Annotated in this window: 16 protein-coding genes and 2 pseudogenes; 8 read left to right on the forward strand and 10 right to left on the reverse strand. The window is 72.7% G+C overall.

The genetic code is table 11. The features are described from left to right. Positions 1-116: 116 nt before the first annotated feature. From C1I98_RS20625 to C1I98_RS20635, 3 genes are all read right to left on the reverse strand, one after another. Positions 117-959 (reverse strand): hypothetical protein, encoded by an 843-nt coding sequence (locus C1I98_RS20625; RefSeq protein WP_111169073.1) that lies wholly within the window; start codon positions 957-959, stop codon positions 117-119. Continuing rightward, positions 952-1,494 carry an RNA polymerase sigma factor gene (locus tag C1I98_RS20630; RefSeq protein ID WP_199537080.1) on the reverse strand — a complete coding sequence of 181 codons (543 nt, stop codon included), beginning with the start codon at positions 1,492-1,494 and terminating at the stop codon, positions 952-954. The genes C1I98_RS20625 and C1I98_RS20630 overlap by 8 nt, the downstream gene beginning before the upstream one ends. 68 nt (positions 1,495-1,562) lie before the next feature. Beyond that, positions 1,563-2,303: a cellulose binding domain-containing protein gene (locus tag C1I98_RS20635; RefSeq protein ID WP_111169074.1), complete on the reverse strand. Its 741-nt coding sequence runs from the start codon at positions 2,301-2,303 to the stop codon at positions 1,563-1,565. 128 nt (positions 2,304-2,431) lie between these two features. On the opposite strand from C1I98_RS20635, the gene C1I98_RS20640 reads away from it, so the two are divergent. The 3 genes from C1I98_RS20640 (at position 2,432) to C1I98_RS20645 (ending at position 3,491) form a co-directional block, all read left to right on the forward strand. Next, a complete protein-coding gene (locus C1I98_RS20640) occupies positions 2,432-2,749 on the forward strand; it encodes a phosphotransferase (RefSeq protein WP_199537081.1) in 318 nt (105 codons plus the stop codon). A 1-nt stretch (position 2,750) separates the two neighbouring features. After that, entirely contained in the window at positions 2,751-2,936 is a 186-nt protein-coding gene (locus C1I98_RS43040) for a hypothetical protein (RefSeq protein ID WP_199537082.1), read from the forward strand. A 123-nt stretch (positions 2,937-3,059) separates the two neighbouring features. Next, positions 3,060-3,491 (forward strand): TIGR03667 family PPOX class F420-dependent oxidoreductase, encoded by a 432-nt coding sequence (locus C1I98_RS20645; RefSeq protein ID WP_111169075.1) that lies wholly within the window; start codon positions 3,060-3,062, stop codon positions 3,489-3,491. Between the two features lie 35 nt (positions 3,492-3,526). Here C1I98_RS20645 and C1I98_RS43045 read toward each other — a convergent pair whose 3' ends face one another. From C1I98_RS43045 to C1I98_RS20665, 3 genes and pseudogenes are all read right to left on the reverse strand, one after another. Next, the gene (locus C1I98_RS43045; protein ID WP_199537083.1) at positions 3,527-4,060 is read right to left on the reverse strand and encodes a globin family protein; all 534 of its coding nucleotides are present in this window, start codon (positions 4,058-4,060) and stop codon (positions 3,527-3,529) included. 363 nt (positions 4,061-4,423) lie between these two features. Continuing rightward, positions 4,424-4,741, reverse strand: coding sequence for a DMT family transporter (locus tag C1I98_RS20660; protein WP_111169077.1), 318 nt, complete (start codon positions 4,739-4,741; stop codon positions 4,424-4,426). 5 nt (positions 4,742-4,746) lie between these two features. Next, a pseudogene (locus C1I98_RS20665) lies at positions 4,747-5,480 on the reverse strand (SDR family NAD(P)-dependent oxidoreductase). Positions 5,481-5,566: 86 nt separating this feature from the next. On the opposite strand from C1I98_RS20665, the gene C1I98_RS20670 reads away from it, so the two are divergent. Continuing rightward, positions 5,567-6,190 (forward strand): TetR/AcrR family transcriptional regulator, encoded by a 624-nt coding sequence (locus tag C1I98_RS20670; protein ID WP_111169078.1) that lies wholly within the window; start codon positions 5,567-5,569, stop codon positions 6,188-6,190. 90 nt (positions 6,191-6,280) lie between these two features. On the opposite strand, the gene C1I98_RS20675 is transcribed toward C1I98_RS20670, so the two are convergent. The 3 genes and pseudogenes from C1I98_RS20675 to C1I98_RS20685 form a co-directional block, all read right to left on the reverse strand. After that, positions 6,281-8,878, reverse strand: a complete 2,598-nt coding sequence (locus tag C1I98_RS20675) for an ATP-dependent Clp protease ATP-binding subunit (RefSeq protein ID WP_111169079.1) — start codon at positions 8,876-8,878, stop codon at positions 6,281-6,283. A gap of 188 nt (positions 8,879-9,066) precedes the next feature. After that, positions 9,067-9,675 (reverse strand): annotated as a pseudogene (locus C1I98_RS20680) (aldo/keto reductase); the annotation flags it as partial. A 51-nt stretch (positions 9,676-9,726) separates the two neighbouring features. Beyond that, on the reverse strand, positions 9,727-10,656 hold the full coding sequence (locus tag C1I98_RS20685) for an adenylate/guanylate cyclase domain-containing protein (RefSeq protein WP_158558120.1): 930 nt from the start codon (positions 10,654-10,656) through the stop codon (positions 9,727-9,729). Positions 10,657-10,806: 150 nt separating this feature from the next. On the opposite strand from C1I98_RS20685, the gene C1I98_RS20690 reads away from it, so the two are divergent. From C1I98_RS20690 to C1I98_RS20705, 4 genes are all read left to right on the forward strand, one after another. Next, positions 10,807-11,115 carry a hypothetical protein gene (locus C1I98_RS20690; protein WP_146607545.1) on the forward strand — a complete coding sequence of 103 codons (309 nt, stop codon included), beginning with the start codon at positions 10,807-10,809 and terminating at the stop codon, positions 11,113-11,115. A gap of 53 nt (positions 11,116-11,168) precedes the next feature. Further along, positions 11,169-12,386, forward strand: a complete 1,218-nt coding sequence (locus C1I98_RS20695) for a metal-dependent hydrolase family protein (protein WP_199537084.1) — start codon at positions 11,169-11,171, stop codon at positions 12,384-12,386. Between the two features lie 69 nt (positions 12,387-12,455). Beyond that, the gene (locus C1I98_RS20700; protein ID WP_111169084.1) at positions 12,456-12,989 is read left to right on the forward strand and encodes a ferritin-like domain-containing protein; all 534 of its coding nucleotides are present in this window, start codon (positions 12,456-12,458) and stop codon (positions 12,987-12,989) included. Between the two features lie 80 nt (positions 12,990-13,069). Beyond that, positions 13,070-14,035: a TIGR03557 family F420-dependent LLM class oxidoreductase gene (locus C1I98_RS20705; protein WP_111169085.1), complete on the forward strand. Its 966-nt coding sequence runs from the start codon at positions 13,070-13,072 to the stop codon at positions 14,033-14,035. A gap of 40 nt (positions 14,036-14,075) precedes the next feature. Here the strand turns inward: C1I98_RS20705 and selA are convergent, their stop codons facing one another. Continuing rightward, positions 14,076-15,359, reverse strand: a complete 1,284-nt coding sequence (gene selA / locus C1I98_RS20710; RefSeq protein WP_111169087.1) for an L-seryl-tRNA(Sec) selenium transferase — start codon at positions 15,357-15,359, stop codon at positions 14,076-14,078. Positions 15,360-15,485 lie beyond the last annotated feature (126 nt).

The raw sequence follows: 15,485 nt of genomic DNA on the forward strand, positions 1-15,485 counted from the left end.
GGCAGGGTGGGCCCGATGCACCGGTAGGGCCGTCGTGGTGTCCTGCGGCGGGCCGCGTACCTGCCTCTATGCTCGCCCTCGGCTCGCGGCGTGGGGGGTGTGCCCGACGAGGGTGATCACCAGGCCGTTCGCTGGCGGAAGCGGCCTGTGATTTCGGGGGCGCCCGGCCTGGTCAGGACGATTCGGGCGACCTCGGCGACGTGGTGGTCCACGGAGCTGCCCCATGTCGCGCGTCCCGCCGCGATGAGCACCTGGCCCATCGCGCGGCGCCTGCCGTCGATGGTGACGACGGCCACGTCGTAGACGCCGGAGACCGGCGCGTTGACGATGGTGAGGAAGAGCCAGCTCGGCGCCCCCTGGTAGCCGAAGACCTGGCCGACCCGCTGTCCGGCCGCGTAGATGCCCCCCGCGGTCAGGTACCGGCCGTTGGCGGCCTCCAGGGTGGCCCGGTATCCGGCGGCCAGTGTGCGGTCGGACTCCGTCGCCCGCCACACGCCGCCCCCCGCCAGCGTGGCGACCGCGATGAGGGCGACCAGGACCGCCGCGGGCCGCCGCCAGGCCCGCTCGCCGGGATCGGCCGGTCGCCGCGTCCGTGGAGGGCCGTCCGCCGCGCCGCGCAGGACCGGCCACCGCCTGGCGGGGCGGCCGTCGCGCGCGCTTTGCCGTACCGGGTCGCGGCGGCGCGGCGGACGCATGCGCCGCCACTGCCCACGCGGCTCGGACCCCTCCGTCCCGATCCGCGCGAGGACCGCGACCTCGAACCCGGCGGGCGGCTCGTACACGGGCGCGAGCGACAGCAGCTCGTCCACCACGGCGGCGTTCTCCCGCAGGTCGTGGCGGCAGGTGGGACACCATGACACGTGGCCGAGCGCGCCGGCCCGCTCGTCCCCCGCCGTCGCGCCGGCCGCGAGCTCCGGAATCACCTCCCGGGCCCTGGCGCACGCCGGGTCGTCACTCATCACCGGCCACCTCCATCCGCTCGCGCAGCTTGGCCATCCCCCGTCGCAGCCGTGTCTTCGCGGTGCCCAGCGGTATCCCCTCCCAATCGGCGACCTCCTTGCCCGTCATTCCGTAGAAGACGGTGAGCGCGATGACCCGTGCCTGCTCGCGCGGCAGCGAGTGGAGCGCCTGGCGGACGAACTCCTCGTCCTGCGGCGCGTCCTCCCTGCGCTCACCGTCCAGCAGCTCGGTGAGGAGCCGCTGCGGGTCCACCGGGTCCTCCCTGCGTAATCGCAGGGCGTCGACCGCGAGGTTGCGTGTGATCGTGAGCAGCCAGGTGGACACCTTTCCGCGTCTGGCGTCGTACACGGCCGCGTGCCGCCAGGCCCGGACGAACGCCTCCTGGGCGACCTCCTCGGCGACGGCGGCGTCCCCGAGCACCGCGCGCGCCAGACCGAACACACGTGCCTGATACCTGCGGACGAAGGACGCGGCGGCCTGGGTGTCACCGGCCGCCATGCCGGCGAGGAGCGACTCATCGGAAAGTGCCCACACACGGTAGTACGGTCCCCGCCCGCCCTATGGATTCACCAAATGTTTGGGAATTGGCTGACTTGTCATCTCTACGGCAGGTACGTGACCGTGCAGGGAGTGGAGTCGAGGGAGAACCGCTTCGGCCGGGGAGCGGCGGCGGAGTGGCGCCAGGCGTACCCGAGTTCGGTCGTCTTCGCGGGCGGGATGGTCTCGTTGTAGGCGAGGTTGGACAACGCGGCGTGCGCGCCGTCCTGCGACCACTTCGCGCCCCAGGAGAACTCGATCCGCAGGTCATCGGGGAGGTCGAAGTGCAGCGTCCATCCCCTGACCGGGGCGGTGCCGGTGTTGGTGAGCTTGATGGCGGCGTAGGACCAGGGGCCCGACCGGCCGGTCGCGTGCTCGACATGGCAGCCGGGGACCGGCAGTCCGACCTGTGCGTGGGCCGTGTACCGGTCCGAGGGAGGGCTCGTGTTGCCCGCCGCGTCCCTGGCCACGATGAAGAAGGTGTAGGGACGGGCGGGGATCAGCCCGGTGGCGGTATAGGCGGGCCTGGCGGAGGTGCCGTGCAGCCGGGCGGTGCCGTCCTCCACGATGTAGATGTCGTAGCCGCTCACCCCGGTGTCGTCGGTGGAGGGCGTCCAGCACATCGGCACCGCGCCGTGGTAGTCGGCGATGCACTCCCAGATGCCGGTGGGCTTGGACGGCGGCAGGTCGTCGGCGGTCGCCGCGCCGGCCGGTCCGCCGAGCGACACCACCAGCGACACCACGAGCGACACCACGAGCGACAGTGTGATCGACACGGTCGCGCCGGTGAGCGCACGGCGTTTCATCAAACGCATGGGACACCATCCTGTCGAGGGTTCACCTGGGGCGGTCCGAAGCGATCGTCGGCCGGGTGTTCAAGGGTGTCAACCCTGCGAAATTCTCCTATTTCCGCATCTCACAGTTGAATGGGCCGATGCGTGAGGAGCGGCTGCCCGGGGGATGGGCGAACGAGGTCGTCCGGGTCGGTGACACGGTCCGCCGCAGGCCGGGGGAGCGGGCCGGTTACGTCCATCGGCTGCTGCGCCACTTCGAGCGGCAGGGCTGGACGGGCTCCCCGCGGCTGCTCGGCACGGACGACGACGGCCGGGAGATCCTCACCTACCTTCCCGGACACGTGCCCTGGGCCTCGCCCGCGGCCGGGGTCTCGTCGCCGGAGAGCCTGGCGGGCGTCGCCCGCCTGGTGCGCCGCTTCCACGACCTGACGGCGGGACCCCGCCGGCCGAGGGGGTGAGGTGGTCTGCCACAACGACCTGTCGCCCAAGAACACCGTCTACCGGGACGGCGCGCGGGGCTGCGGCCGGTGGCGTTCATCGACTGGGACATCGCCGCGCCCGGCGAGCGGCGTCGCCGGCGCGGTTCTGGAGGCCCATGACTGGGTGGCCGCCCACCGGGCCGCGCTGGACTCCGCGCTCGCCTGAGACCTCCGGTAAATCGGTCAAAGTGTGCCAAATAACGAATCAATCGGACGCGAAACGGCTAAGTGCGCGCGGCGGGCGTGTTCCGGCCTGGCTGCGCCAAGTGACACGGCATACCATCGGGGAATGGCGAATGAAGTGCTTCCCGACCCGGCCACGCCCTTTGGCGGGCGGGTGCGGCGCAGGCTTACCGATGACCTCGTCGTCTGGCTCACGACGGTCGCTCATGATTCGACCCCTCAGCCCAATCCCGTGTGGTTTCTCTGGGACGGCGGGGAAAGCCTCCTCGTCTACAACCGGCCGATTGCGAAACGGCTGGTCAATATCCGCCGCACCCCCCGGGTATCGCTCAACTTCGACAGCTCCGGCGGGCGGGACATCGTCGTGATGACCGGCGACGCCGAACTGCTCGACGAGCCCGCCACCGCCGTGCCCAATGCCGCCTACCTGGAGAAATATCGCGACAACATCGTCCGGGTCATCGGCGACGCCGACAGCTTCGTCCAGGCGTACCCGGTGCGGCTCCGGGTACGCCTGACGCGGGTACGGGGTTTCTAGACCGCCCCCGGCTATTGCGGCATCCCGGTTTCCGTCTAGTGCCGGAAAACGGCCACCCAGTCGGGTGACCAGCCGCCGTCGCACGGCATCGAGCCGTTGCTCAGGCGCTTCAGGATCTCGGCCGAATGGGTTTTCACGTCCTCATGCGACCACAGGTCGAACGCGAACCGCATGGAGTTTCCGTCCATGCTCCTGAACAACGGCTTGATGTGCGCGGCGAACGATACCGGCTGACCCGCTGCGGGTAATGTCACCACCTGCTCTTCCGGTTCTTTTCCGGCCAGCGCGGAGACCCGTGCGCCCGGAGTGGCGTTGCACACCCACCACCAGCGGGGCACCGGCATGCGCTCGGGGGGCCGGCCCCCTGCCTGGGAGTTCTCCAGCGCGATCCGCGACCCCCACTCCAGGTAGGCCACGAAGGCGGCCCGGAACTTCGCGTCGGCGGGCAGCCCCGCCTGCTCGGCGGCCTGGCACATCAGGCTGGTCGATCTGGGCCGGGTGCCGGAACTGCGCGGCGTGCGCCGCGGCCTCGGCGGCGCGCTGGAGATCGGGGCGATGACCACGATCACCGAGCTGGTCGCCCATCCCGCCGCCCACGGGGACCGCCCACGGGGCCCACGTACGCCGGCCCGTGCCCGCGACCCTCGCCTCGGTGTGCGGGGCGGCGGTCGCCGTGACCTTCCACACGGACGGCTCCGTCGCCACCTGCCGGGTCGTCGTCTGCGGCGGACCACGGCCCGCCCGCCGGGTGCCCACCTTGGAACGCGTGCTCACCGCAGGGGTGCTCACCGCGCCCCCGCTCGGTGACCTCTTCCAGGGTGACCAGGACGCGTCCGGCGAGTACCGCGCCCACCTTGCGTGGGTGCTCGCCAGACGGGCGATGGCCCTGGGCCCGCGAACGCGTCGGACCCACGGCCTGAGGAGGATCCGGCCTACCCCTCGGCCAGCTTCAGGCCCACGACCCCGGCCAGGATGAGGAACAGGCAGGCCGGCCGGGCCGGGGACGCGCTCTCGCCCAGCGCCACGATGCCGGCGACCGCGACGCCGACCGCGCCGAGTCCCACCCACACGGCGTACGCGGTGCCGGTCGGCAGGTCGCGCAGCGCGAAGGTCAGCATCGCGAAGCTCAGCACGGCGCCCGTCACCCCGATGGCCGCCGGGACGAAGCGGGTGAAGCCATCGGAGCGGTCCAGCGCCAGGGCCCACACGACCTCCAGCAGGGCCGCTCCGATGAGCAGCAGCCAGGCCATCGCGCTCAGGCCGTCGTTCCCGCGTCCACGGCGATGGACGCGCCGGTGATGTTGCGCCCGCCCGGTCCGGCCAGGTGGGCCACGGTCGCCGCGATGTCCGCGGGGTCGCAGTAGCGGCCCAGCGAGGTGAAGGCGCGCTCGCCGTCCGCCTCCGGGCTGTCGGCCGGGTTCATCTCGGTGTCGGTCGAGCCGGGGTGGACCAGGTTGGCGGTGATGCCGCGGGAGCCGAGGTCCCTGGCCAGGCCCTTGGTGAGCCCGGTGAGCGCGGACTTGCTCATTGAGTAGAGCGTCCACCCCGGGTAGGGCACGCGCTCGGCCAGGCTGCTGCCGATGTTGATGATCCGCCGCCGTCGGGCATGCGCGCGGCGGCGGCCTGGGCCGGCACGAAGGAGGCCCTGGCGTGGATGGCCAGAGTACGGTCCACCTCCTCCAGGGTGACCTCCTCCAGCGGGCCGTACGGCGCGATGTCGGCGTTGCTCACCAGGATGTCCAGCCGGCCGAACGCGGCGGCGGTCCGCTCGACCGCGTTGATCAGCGCCTGCGCGTCCGTCGCCTCGGCGTGTACGGCCAGGCCGCGCCGCCCGGCCGCCTCGATCTGCCCGACCACGTCCTTGGCCCGGCCCTCGGCCGAGGTGTAGGTGATCGCCACGTCCGCGCCGTCCCCGGCCAGCCGCCGGGCGATCGCCGCCCCGATGCCGCGGCTGCCCCCCGTGACGAGCGCGACCCGTCCTCGCAACATCTCATGTCCTCCGGTATCCGGAACTGATTCCGGTTACGAGCTTAACCGGAACCAATTCCGGATGGCAAGCCGGTAGGGTTTAGCGCGTGACCCAGACCCGGCGACCGCTGCCCCAGGTAGAAGCGGGCGACCGGCGCCCGGAGGAGCGCGCGGACGCCGCGCGCAACCGCGCCAAGATCCTCGCCGCCGCCGAGGAGATCGTCGCGACCCGCGGCGTCGAGGGGTTGTCCATGGCGGAGGTCGCCGCCGCCGCGGGCGTGGGCGTGGGAACGCTCTACCGCCGGTTCGGCGACCGGTCCGGCCTGGCCTACGCGCTCATCGACCGGCGCGAGCGGGAGTTCCAGGAGTCGTTCATGGGCGGCCCGCCGCCGCTCGGGCCCGGCGCTCCGGCGGCGGCCAGGGTCCGCGCCTTCCTGCACGCCCTGGCCGTACGCGTCGCCGACCAGCTCGACCTGCTGCTGATGGCCGAGACCGCCACGCCGTACGCCCGCTTCGGCGCCGCCTACGGCGCCTACCACCGGCACCTGACGATCCTCCTGGCCGAGCTGCGGCCGGGCCGCGAGTCCGCCTACCTCGCCGACGCCCTGCTGGCCCCGGTCGCGGCCGGCCTGATCGCCTACAACCTGCGTGAGCGGGGCGCGGGCATGGACGCCGTCCACGCGGGCCTGGACGCCCTGCTGGACGGCCTCGATCCTGAAGCTCGACCCTGAAGGACGCTCCTGACCTGACCTGTCCCGCCTGGCGTCCCCGCCTGCCGGGCCCTCTGCGCACGGCAGACGGGAACGCCCCCCCGCGGACGGCTACAGGTAGAACCCCGAGGCGTCGCGGCGGCGATCCTCCTCCTTGCCGCGATCCAGCTCGGGCCGGTGCTCCGGAGTGGCCCTGGCCTGCGGCTCCTGCCCCTCGCCGGGGGCGGACTCGGTCCCTTCCAGCACGGTGAACGCCAGGTCGTGCTCGCGCACGCCGAGATGCACCCGCTGGCCGGGCCGCAGTGTGCCGTCCAGCAGCATCCGCGACAGCGTGTTGTCCACCTTGCGCTGGATGACCCGGCGCAGCGGCCGGGCGCCGAACTCGGGCTGGTAGCCCTGCCTGGCCAGCCAGTCGACCGCCACCGGGTCGATCTCCATCCCGATGTCCTGGGCGTGCAGGCGGCGCCTGCTCTCCTCCAGCAGCAGACCGGTGATCTGCCGCAACTGGATGTCGTCCAGGCTGCGGAAGATGATGATCTCGTCGATCCGGTTCAGGAACTCCGGCCGGAACGCGTGCCGCAGCAGCCGGCTCAGGTGGCCGCGCAACTCGGCGGCCGCCTCGCCGGGATGGGACATGATCACGTCCGCGCCGAGGTTCGAGGTCATGATCAGCACGGTGTTCTTGAAGTCCGCCGTGCGGCCCTGCGCGTCGGTGAGCCGCCCGTCATCCATGACCTGGAGCAGCAGGTTGAACACGTCGGCGTGGGCCTTTTCGATCTCGTCCAGCAGCACCACCGAGTAGGGCCGCCGCCGCACCGTCTCGGTGAGCTGCCCGGCCTCCTCGTACCCCACGTACCCCGGCGGCGCGCCGACCAGCCGGGACACCGTGTGCCGCTCCTGGAACTCGCTCATGTCGAACCGGACCATCCGGTCCTGGTCACCGAACAGCGCCTCGGCCAGCGCGCGGGCCAGTTCGGTCTTGCCCACGCCGGTCGGGCCGAGGAAGAGGAAGGACCCGATCGGCCGGTTCGGGTCGCCGAGCCCGGCGCGCGAGCGCCGCACGGCCTCGGCCACCGCCTCCACGGCCTCGTCCTGGCCGACCACACGCTGGTGCAGCCGTTCCTCCAGGGCCAGCAGCCGGTCCTTCTCCTCCTGGGTGAGCCGGGCGACCGGAATCCCGGTGGCCCGGGAGACGACCGCGGCGATCTCCTCCGCGGTGACCTCCGGCACCCCCTGCTGCTCGCCCTGGGAGTCGTCGATCTGACGGCGCAGGTCGGCGATCTCGTCCCGCAGTTCCCTGGCCCGTTCGTAGTCCTCGCCGGAGACCGCCTGGTCCTTCTCGCGCAGCAGGCCCTCCACGCGCTCCTCCAGCTCGCGGGTGCCGCCCGGCGTCGTCTTGGTGCGCAGCGCGACCCGCGCGCCGGCCTGGTCCATCAGGTCGATGGCCTTGTCCGGCAGGAAGCGGCCGGTCAGGTACCGGTCGGACAGCTCGGCCGCGGCCACCAGGCACTCGTCGGTGAAACGCACCTGGTGGTGGGCCTCGTACCGATCGCGCAGCCCGCGCAGGATCGCGATGGTGTCCTCCACCGCCGGCTCCGGCACGAAGATCGGCTGGAACCGCCGCTCCAGCGCCGCGTCCTTCTCGATGTACCGGCGGTACTCGTCCAGCGTCGTCGCGCCGATGACGTGCAGCTCACCGCGCGCCAGGGCGGGCTTGAGCATGTTGGAGGCGTCGATGGCGCCCTCCGCGCCGCCCGCGCCGACCACCGTGTGCAACTCGTCGATGAACACGATCAGGTCGTCGGCGTTGTCGCGGATCTCGTCCACGACGTTCTTCATCCGCTCCTCGAACTCGCCGCGGAACTTGGTGCCGGCCACCATCCCGGCCAGGTCCACCTGCATCACCCGCTTGCCCGCGAGCGTCTTCGGCACCTCGCCGTCCACGATGCGCTGCGCGAGCCCCTCGACGATGGCGGTCTTGCCGACGCCGGGCTCGCCGAGCAGCACCGGGTTGTTCTTGGTGCGCCGGGACAGCACCTCCACGGTCTGGGCGATCTCCTCGTCCCTGCCGATGACGGGGTCGATCCCGCCGTCCCTGGCGGCCTGGCACAGGTCGCGGCCGTACTGGTCGAGCGTGGGCGTGCTGCTCGGCCGGGGAGCGGCCGGGGCCTCGCCCCGCTCGACGGCCTCCGCGCCCAGGGACTGCGGGGTGACCCGCGCGTCGCGCAGCAGGCGACCGGCCGTCGAGTCGGAGTTGGCCGACAGGGCCACCAGCAGGTGCTGCGCCCCGATGTAGGACGCGCCCGAGGCCCTGGCGATGTCGCGCGCCGCGAGCAGGGCCCGCTTGGCGGCCGGGGCCAGCGGCATCGGCCCCTGCCGGGGTTCGCCCCGCTCGGCCTGCCGCGAGATCGCCTCCGCGAGCGCGTCCGGGTCGGCCCCGGCCCGCGAAAGCAGGCCGCGCGTCGAATCCAGCCTGGTCGCGGCCCACAGCAGGTGCTCGGTGTCGAGGTACTGCGCGCCCTGCTCGGACGCCTCGTGCACCGCCTTGCGGAGCAGTTCGACGGCGTCCTCGCTGAGCAGGCGGCCGATGTCCACGCGCCGCCGGGACTCCGCCCCGGCCTGCTCCGGCGGTCCGAGCCCGCCGAAGAACCTCGCCAGCAACTCGTCCAGCGGGCTGTAGCCGTACGGCCAGAAGTCACCGCTTGTCATCGTCGTTCCCCCTCGGGCGCGGCGGGCGCCCAGCTACGTCGATGTCGTCTCGCTTGTCCGGCTGAACCACCCGCCTACCCGGGACCGCCCGGCATAACCGCCGGGCCGGTCCTTTCAGTCGGGACGGGGGCCGGTCACCGGGCTCGCCGCGCTCACGATCCGGTCGATCTCGGCGAGGTCGTCGCCGGTCAGCTCCAGGTCCACCGCGCCGGCGCTCTCCTTGAGGTGGGCGTGCCGGCGCGAGCCGACGATCGCCGCGTCCATCGCCGCGTCCACCGCCGGCGCGGCGAGCACCCACGCCACGGCGAGCTGCCGACCGTCGCCCCCTTGCGCCGCGCGAACTCCCGCAGCGGGCCGACCACCGCGAGGTTGCGGCGGAAGGTCTCGCCGGTGAAGTCGGGGCCGGCCGAGCGCCAGTCGTCGGCGGGGAAGGTCGTGTACTCGTCGAAGGCCCCGCCGAGCAGGCCGTGCGCCAGCGGGCCGTACGCGAGCACGCCGATCCCGCGCTCCGCGCAGTACGGCAGGACGTCGGTCTCGATGTCCCGCTCGAACAGGTGGTATGGCGGCTGCAACGTCTCCACCGGCAGCGTCTCCCCGAACTCCCGCATCTCCTCGACGTCGAAGTTGGACACCCCGGCGTGCCGGATCAGCCCCTCCCGGATCATGTCGCCGAGCGCGGCGGCCGTGTCGGCGAGCGGCGTGCGAGGGTCGGGCCAGTGGATCTGGTACAGGTCGATGTGGTCGATTCCGAGCGCGGACAGGCTCTGCTCCACCTCCCGGCGCAGCCAGGCGGGGCTTGCGTCGCCCCCGAAGTCGCGATCCCGCTCCGCTACCCCGCAGACGGAGGGCTAGGCCGGTCGCCGCCGGCGGCGGATCACGAAGGGCGTGACCTCGCCGACCCCGCGGACGGTCACCCGCTCGCCCGAGCGCAGCGCGAAGGCGGCGTCGTCGGCCAGCGCCTCGGCCATCGCCTGGTCGGCCAGCACGCTGGCCGCCTCGGCCAGCGCGGTGAGCCTGCTGGCCAGGTTGACCGGGGCACCGAACACGTCGCCCATCCGGCCGATGACCTGCCCGATGGCCAGGCCGACGCGGAGCGCGGGCATGCCGCGGGTGCGGCCGTGGACCTCCAGCAGCCGCAGCGCGATCTCCGCGGACTCGTGCGCGGTGTCGGTGACGAACAGCACCGAGTCGCCGAGCGTCTTGACCAGCCGCCCGCCCGAGGAGGCGATCACGTCGGCCGACCGGCCCTCGAACCGCTCGACCAGCCTGGCCAGCTCGCCTTCGGAGATCTGCCTGCTGAGCCGGGTGAACCCGACGAGGTCGGCGAAGCCCACGGCCAGCCGCACGGCGTTGCTCTCCTGATCGACCAGCCGGCCGGCCGCCGAGGCCAGGTGCCGCCGCCAGGAGTAGATCAGCAGCTTCTCCAGGTCGGGAAGCACCCAGGCGGCCCGGCCGCGCCAGGCCGCGCCCCGCTCGGCCATCGGCACCCCGGCCGTGGCCAGCGCCTCCGCGCCCAGCTCGGCCTGGGACTCGGCGAGCCTGGCCGTGTAGCTGCCGAGCGACCTGGTCATCAGCAGCAGGTGGTCATCGTCGTAGGCCCCCGCGGTGACCATGCCGACCAGCGTCTTGAGCGCCTCGACGTCGGCCTGGGTGAACTCCACCGCGTCGTCGGGGACGTTGGCGAAGCCGAGCGCGCGCCACAGGCGGCGGGCGCGGTACATCGGCACACCGGCCATCGCGGCCACCTGCCGGCTCGTGTACCGGCGATGCCCGCTCAAGAACGTCTCACTCAGGCCGGCCGAATCCGCCGGGTTGTCCCGCCCCATGACCCTTCTGCCCGTCGTGTCACCACCCTCGCATCCGAAACATACCTCCTGCGGGTGACATTCCGAATCGAAGTCCGGATACCCAGGCTGACCTGTCATAAGATGTCCGATCAAGCTCTTACATCTCGTTCTTTCGGGCTGCGCGCCGGACAGGCCGACGCGATGCACGAGGCGATGACCCCGGAACTGCGGGCCGCGCTCGGGCCACGGCGGGAGGCGCTGGCCCGTTCGGTGCGCGCGGTGACCCGGCAGGTCGAGGGGCTGGAGGAGTACGCCCGCAGGGTCCAGGACGCGCCCCCCGGCCCGCCCACCCTGCCCGGTCCGCCTCCCGTCCGGGACGTGGAGTCCGGGCGGGCGACCCTCCCGGAGTGGCCGCCCCGTGCTCAGGAGGGGCCCCCGTTCCGGTCCTGACCTGGTCACCGGCAAAATGTCAGGCGATGCCGAGTAGACGGGGAGACCTCAGCGTGAGCTTGACGATCGTCAACGTGACGGTGTTCGACGGGGAGTCCGGGGACCTGAAGGAAGGCCCGGTCCACATTTCGGACGGGAAGATCGTTCAGGTGGGAGGCACCCCGCCGCAGGCCGATCAGGTCCTCGACGGGGGCGGCGGCACGGTGGTGCCCGGGCTCATCGACGCCCACTTCCACGCCTACGGCACCGCCCTGGACCTGCTGACGCTCGAGTCCAGCCCGCTCAGCTACATGGCGCTGGCCGGCGCGCGGCGGCTCGGCGCGGCGCTGGCCCGCGGGTTCACCACCGTCCGCGACGTCGCCGGGGGGGACCCCGGCCTGGCCAAGGCCATCGCCGAAGGGCTGATCCCCGCGCCGCGCTACCTCTACACCGGGCCGGCGCTCAGCCAGACCGGAGGGCACAGCGACCTGCGGCCCGCCGACGCGGACCTGTGCGCCTGCTGGACGCACATGGGCGAGGTGGTGGACGGAGTGGACCCGCTGCGGCGGGCCGTACGCGACAGGTTCCGGCGCGGCGCGCACGCGATCAAGATCATGGCGTCGGGCGGGGTCGTCTCGCCGACCGACCCGATCCGCGTTCCGCAGTACTCCGCCGAGGAGATCCGCGCGGTCACCGACGAGGCCGCGCGGCGCGGCAGCTACGTCGCCGCGCACGCCTACTCGCCCGAGGCCATCGCGCATGCCGTCGAGAACGGCGTGCGCAGCGTCGAGCACGGCAACCTGATGGACGCCGCGACGGCGGAGCTGATGGCCGAGCGCGGCGCGTTCCTGGTGCCCACGCTCGCCACCTACGACGCGATGGACCGGCGCGGCGCGGAGGTCGGGCTCGCGCAGGTCTCCCAGGACAAGAACCGCGAGGTCCTGGACGCCGGCCGCAAGGCGATCGAGCTGGCCAGGCGGGCCGGCGTGCGGATCGGCTTCGGCACCGACCTGATGGGCGTGCTGGAGGACGAGCAGCTCAACGGCCTGCGCCTGCAAAGCGAGGTCGAGGGGCCGCTCGCCGCGCTGCGCGCCGCCACCAGCGTCAACGCCGACCTGATCGGCCGCTCCGACCTCGGCAGGGTACGGCCGGGCGCCGTCGCCGACCTGCTCGTGCTGCCCGGCGACCCGTTCACCGACCCTGCGGTGCTGTGGTCGCACCCCGGGCGCCGCACGGTGATCCAGGAGGGGACGGTCGTCCAGGAAGGGACCGCGCGACACGCCGCCGGCTAGCGCGAGGCCGGGCCGATCGCCTCCTATCCTGCCGATGAGCAGGCAGAACACCGTTCGGGGGCAAGTGGCATGAGCGATGACTTCGTACTCGACGTGACGAGGATCCGCGAGCAGGCACGGCAGAAGATGGCCGAAGGACCGGTGACCGAGGGCTATGGCAAGGACCGGGAGCGCGTCGTCGAGATCCTCAACGATGTGATCGCGACCGAGGTGGTGTGCTGGCTGCGTTACACTCGGCACGCCATCTCGGCGGTGGGCGTGGACCGGGCGCAGGTGTCGGCCGAGTTCACCGAGCACGCCAAGGAGGAACTCGACCACGCGTTGCGCGCCGCCGAACGGGTCTCCCAGCTCGGCGGCGAGCCGGAGTTCGACCCGGCCAGGCTGGCCGAGCGCGCGCACACCGACTACACCACGCCCGCCGACCACGACCTTCAGCAGATGCTGCGCGACAACCTGGAGGCCGAGCGGATCGTCATCGCCACCTACCAGGAGATCATCCGCTGGCTGGGCGAGGGCGACCCCACCACCAGGCGGCTGATGGAGTCGATCATGGCGGAGGAAGAGGAGCACGCCGACGACCTGGTGGACCTGCTCGGCGGCTGAGCGGCCCGCGCCGCCACCACTTGGCCGACCTGGGCGAAGGCTTGGCGTTGTGCGGGGCGAACCACGGGTAGGTGCCCGGCATGGCAGAGATCGGTTACACGATGATGTGCGAGCAGACCTCGCCCGGTCAGCTCGTGCGCGACGTCGCGACCGCCGAGCGGACCGGTTTCGACTACGCGGTCATCTCCGACCACTACTTCCCGTGGCTTGAGGAGATGGGGCACTCGCCGTACGCGTGGTCGGTGCTCGGCGCGGCGGCGCAGGCGACCGAGCGGCTGCCGTTGATGACCTACGTGACCTGCCCGATCATGCGGTACCACCCGGCGGTGGTGGCGCAGAAGGCGGCCACCATGGGGGTGCTGTCGGAGGGCCGCTTCACGCTGGGGCTGGGCGCGGGGGAGAACCTCAACGAGCACGTCGTGGGGCACGCCTGGCCGTCGGTGGACACCAGGCACCTGATGTTCCGTGAGGCCATCGAGATCATCCAGCGCCTGTTCGGCGGCGGCTACCGCGAGTATCGCGGGGAGTTCTTCGACCTCGACTCCGCCAAGCTCTACGACCTGCCCGAGCGTCCGGTCCCGCTGGCGATCGCGGCCTCGGGACCGCGTTCGGCGGAGATCGCCGCGGAGTACGGCGACGCCCTGGTGGCCACCGAACCCGACGCGGACCTGGTGGCCGCCTTCACCGCGGGCGGCGGACAGGGCAAGCCCGTGTACGGCCAGCTCCCGATCGCCTACGACACCGACGCCGCCGCCGCCAAGGAGCGGGCCCACCGGCTGTGGCGCTGGTCGGCGGCCGGCTGGAAGGTCATGGCCGAACTCCCCGGACCGGTCAACTTCGCCGCCTCCGCCGAGACCGTCACCCCCGACGACGTGGCCTCCACAGTGCCGTGCGGATCAGACGTCGGCGCGGTCGTTGAGGCCGTCCGCAAGTATGTCGACGCCGGTTTCACCCACATCGCCCTGGTACAGGTCGGCGCCGAACACCAGGACCCATTCTTCGCCTGGGCCAAGAGCGACCTGCTTCCCGCCCTACGCGAACTCTGACGACCGTGGGGGCATGTTCCTCGTGGTGTGCGGGTTGTGATCACCGGACGGCGGCGGTGATCGCCTTTACCAGGTCGGCGTCACGGCCTTCGGGCACCGCTCGTAGGTCGAGCAGCAGCCGGCCGTCCTCCACCCGGCCCACGACCGGGGGTTCGCCGGTGCGTAGTGGGGTGGCGAACCGGGCGGGCAGGCTCACCGCCGCGCTGGGCAGGCGTACTCCGGGCGCGCCGCCGCCGCCCACGGTGGCCGCCACGTCCTCCACCGTGATGTCGAGGTGGCTCAGTTGGGCGGCTATCGCGGTGGCGCGCTCGCGTAGCGCCCCGGCCGTCGCGAGCAGCGCCCGCCGTACGGGGGTCTCGGGGGCGTGCAGGGTGGCCTCCAGCGCAGCCAGGGTGAGCTTGTCCACCCGCAGCGCCCGCGCCAGCGGGTGCCGTCTGAGCCGTTCGACCAGGTGGGCCCGGCCGAGCAGCAGCCCGGCCTGCGGGCCGCCGGCCAGCTTGTCGCCGCTCGCGGTCACCAGGTCGGCGCCCTCGCGCAGCGCGCCGCGCACCGAGGGCTCGTCGGGCAGCACCGGCTCCGGCTCCAGCAGCCCCGAGCCGACGTCGGCCACCACCGGCACGCCGAGACCGGTCAGCTGGGCGATTCCGGCCGCGCCGGTGAAGCCCTCCACCCGGAAGTTGGAAGGGTGCACCTTCAGCACGAACCCGGTCCGCGGGCCGACCGCCGCCGCGTAGTCGGCCGGGGTGGTGCGGTTGGTCGTGCCGACCTCGCGCAGGGTCGCGCCGGTCGCGGTCAGCAGTTCGGGGATGCGGAACCCGTCGCCGATCTCGACCAGCTCGCCGCGGCTGATCACGATCTCGCCGCCGTCGGCGGCCAGCGCGGTCGCGGCGAGGACCAGCGCGGCGGCGTTGTTGTTGACCAGGTGGACGTCGCCGGCCTCGGGGACGGCGGCGGCCAGCGCCGCGAGCGCGCTCCTGCCACGCCGCGCCCTACGGCCGGTGACCAGGTCGAACTCCACGTCGGCCGGACCGGCGGCGGCGGCCACGGCCTCGATCGCGGCCTCGGCGAGGGGGGCGCGGCCGAGGTTGGTGTGCAGCAGCACCCCCGTGGCGTTGATCACCGGGCGCAGCGGCGCGGCCGGGGCCAGCGCCGTCAGCGCGCTCTCCACCACGTCGGCGGGGGCGATCTCACCGGCCCTGGCCCGCTCCTGGGCCGCCGCGACGGCCGCCTTGACCTGCGCCCGGCCCAGCGCGGACAGCACCGCGCGCATCCGCGGGTCGGCCAGCACGGCGTCCGTACGCGGAATCCGCCTGCGGTGGTCCATGTCGATCAAGGATACCGGCGGCGAACACGAATCCCCGGCACCACCCCACCGCCGCGCGTCCACCAGATGACGATGCGCGGATTGGGAGGCAGGGTCAGGGGATTGGCGGGGGCTGGGCGGTCAGGG

The organism is Spongiactinospora gelatinilytica, assembly GCF_003236385.1.
Taxonomy (GTDB): Bacteria; Actinomycetota; Actinomycetes; order Streptosporangiales; family Streptosporangiaceae; genus Spongiactinospora; species Spongiactinospora gelatinilytica.

Bases quoted from the DNA above. Each gene is read 5' to 3' on its own strand.
- C1I98_RS20625 (WP_111169073.1), bottom strand. From the start codon at position 959: ATGAGTGACGACCCGGCGTGCGCCAGGGCCCGGGAGGTGATTCCGGAG.
- C1I98_RS20635 (WP_111169074.1), bottom strand. From the start codon at position 2,303: ATGAAACGCCGTGCGCTCACCGGCGCGACCGTGTCGATCACACTGTCG.
- C1I98_RS20640 (WP_199537081.1), top strand. From the start codon at position 2,432: ATGCGTGAGGAGCGGCTGCCCGGGGGATGGGCGAACGAGGTCGTCCGG.
- C1I98_RS20645 (WP_111169075.1), top strand. From the start codon at position 3,060: ATGGCGAATGAAGTGCTTCCCGACCCGGCCACGCCCTTTGGCGGGCGG.
- C1I98_RS20660 (WP_111169077.1), bottom strand. From the start codon at position 4,741: ATGGCCTGGCTGCTGCTCATCGGAGCGGCCCTGCTGGAGGTCGTGTGG.
- C1I98_RS20675 (WP_111169079.1), bottom strand. From the start codon at position 8,878: ATGACAAGCGGTGACTTCTGGCCGTACGGCTACAGCCCGCTGGACGAG.
- C1I98_RS20690 (WP_146607545.1), top strand. From the start codon at position 10,807: ATGTCCGATCAAGCTCTTACATCTCGTTCTTTCGGGCTGCGCGCCGGA.
- C1I98_RS20700 (WP_111169084.1), top strand. From the start codon at position 12,456: ATGAGCGATGACTTCGTACTCGACGTGACGAGGATCCGCGAGCAGGCA.
- C1I98_RS20705 (WP_111169085.1), top strand. From the start codon at position 13,070: ATGGCAGAGATCGGTTACACGATGATGTGCGAGCAGACCTCGCCCGGT.
- selA (WP_111169087.1), bottom strand. From the start codon at position 15,359: ATGGACCACCGCAGGCGGATTCCGCGTACGGACGCCGTGCTGGCCGAC.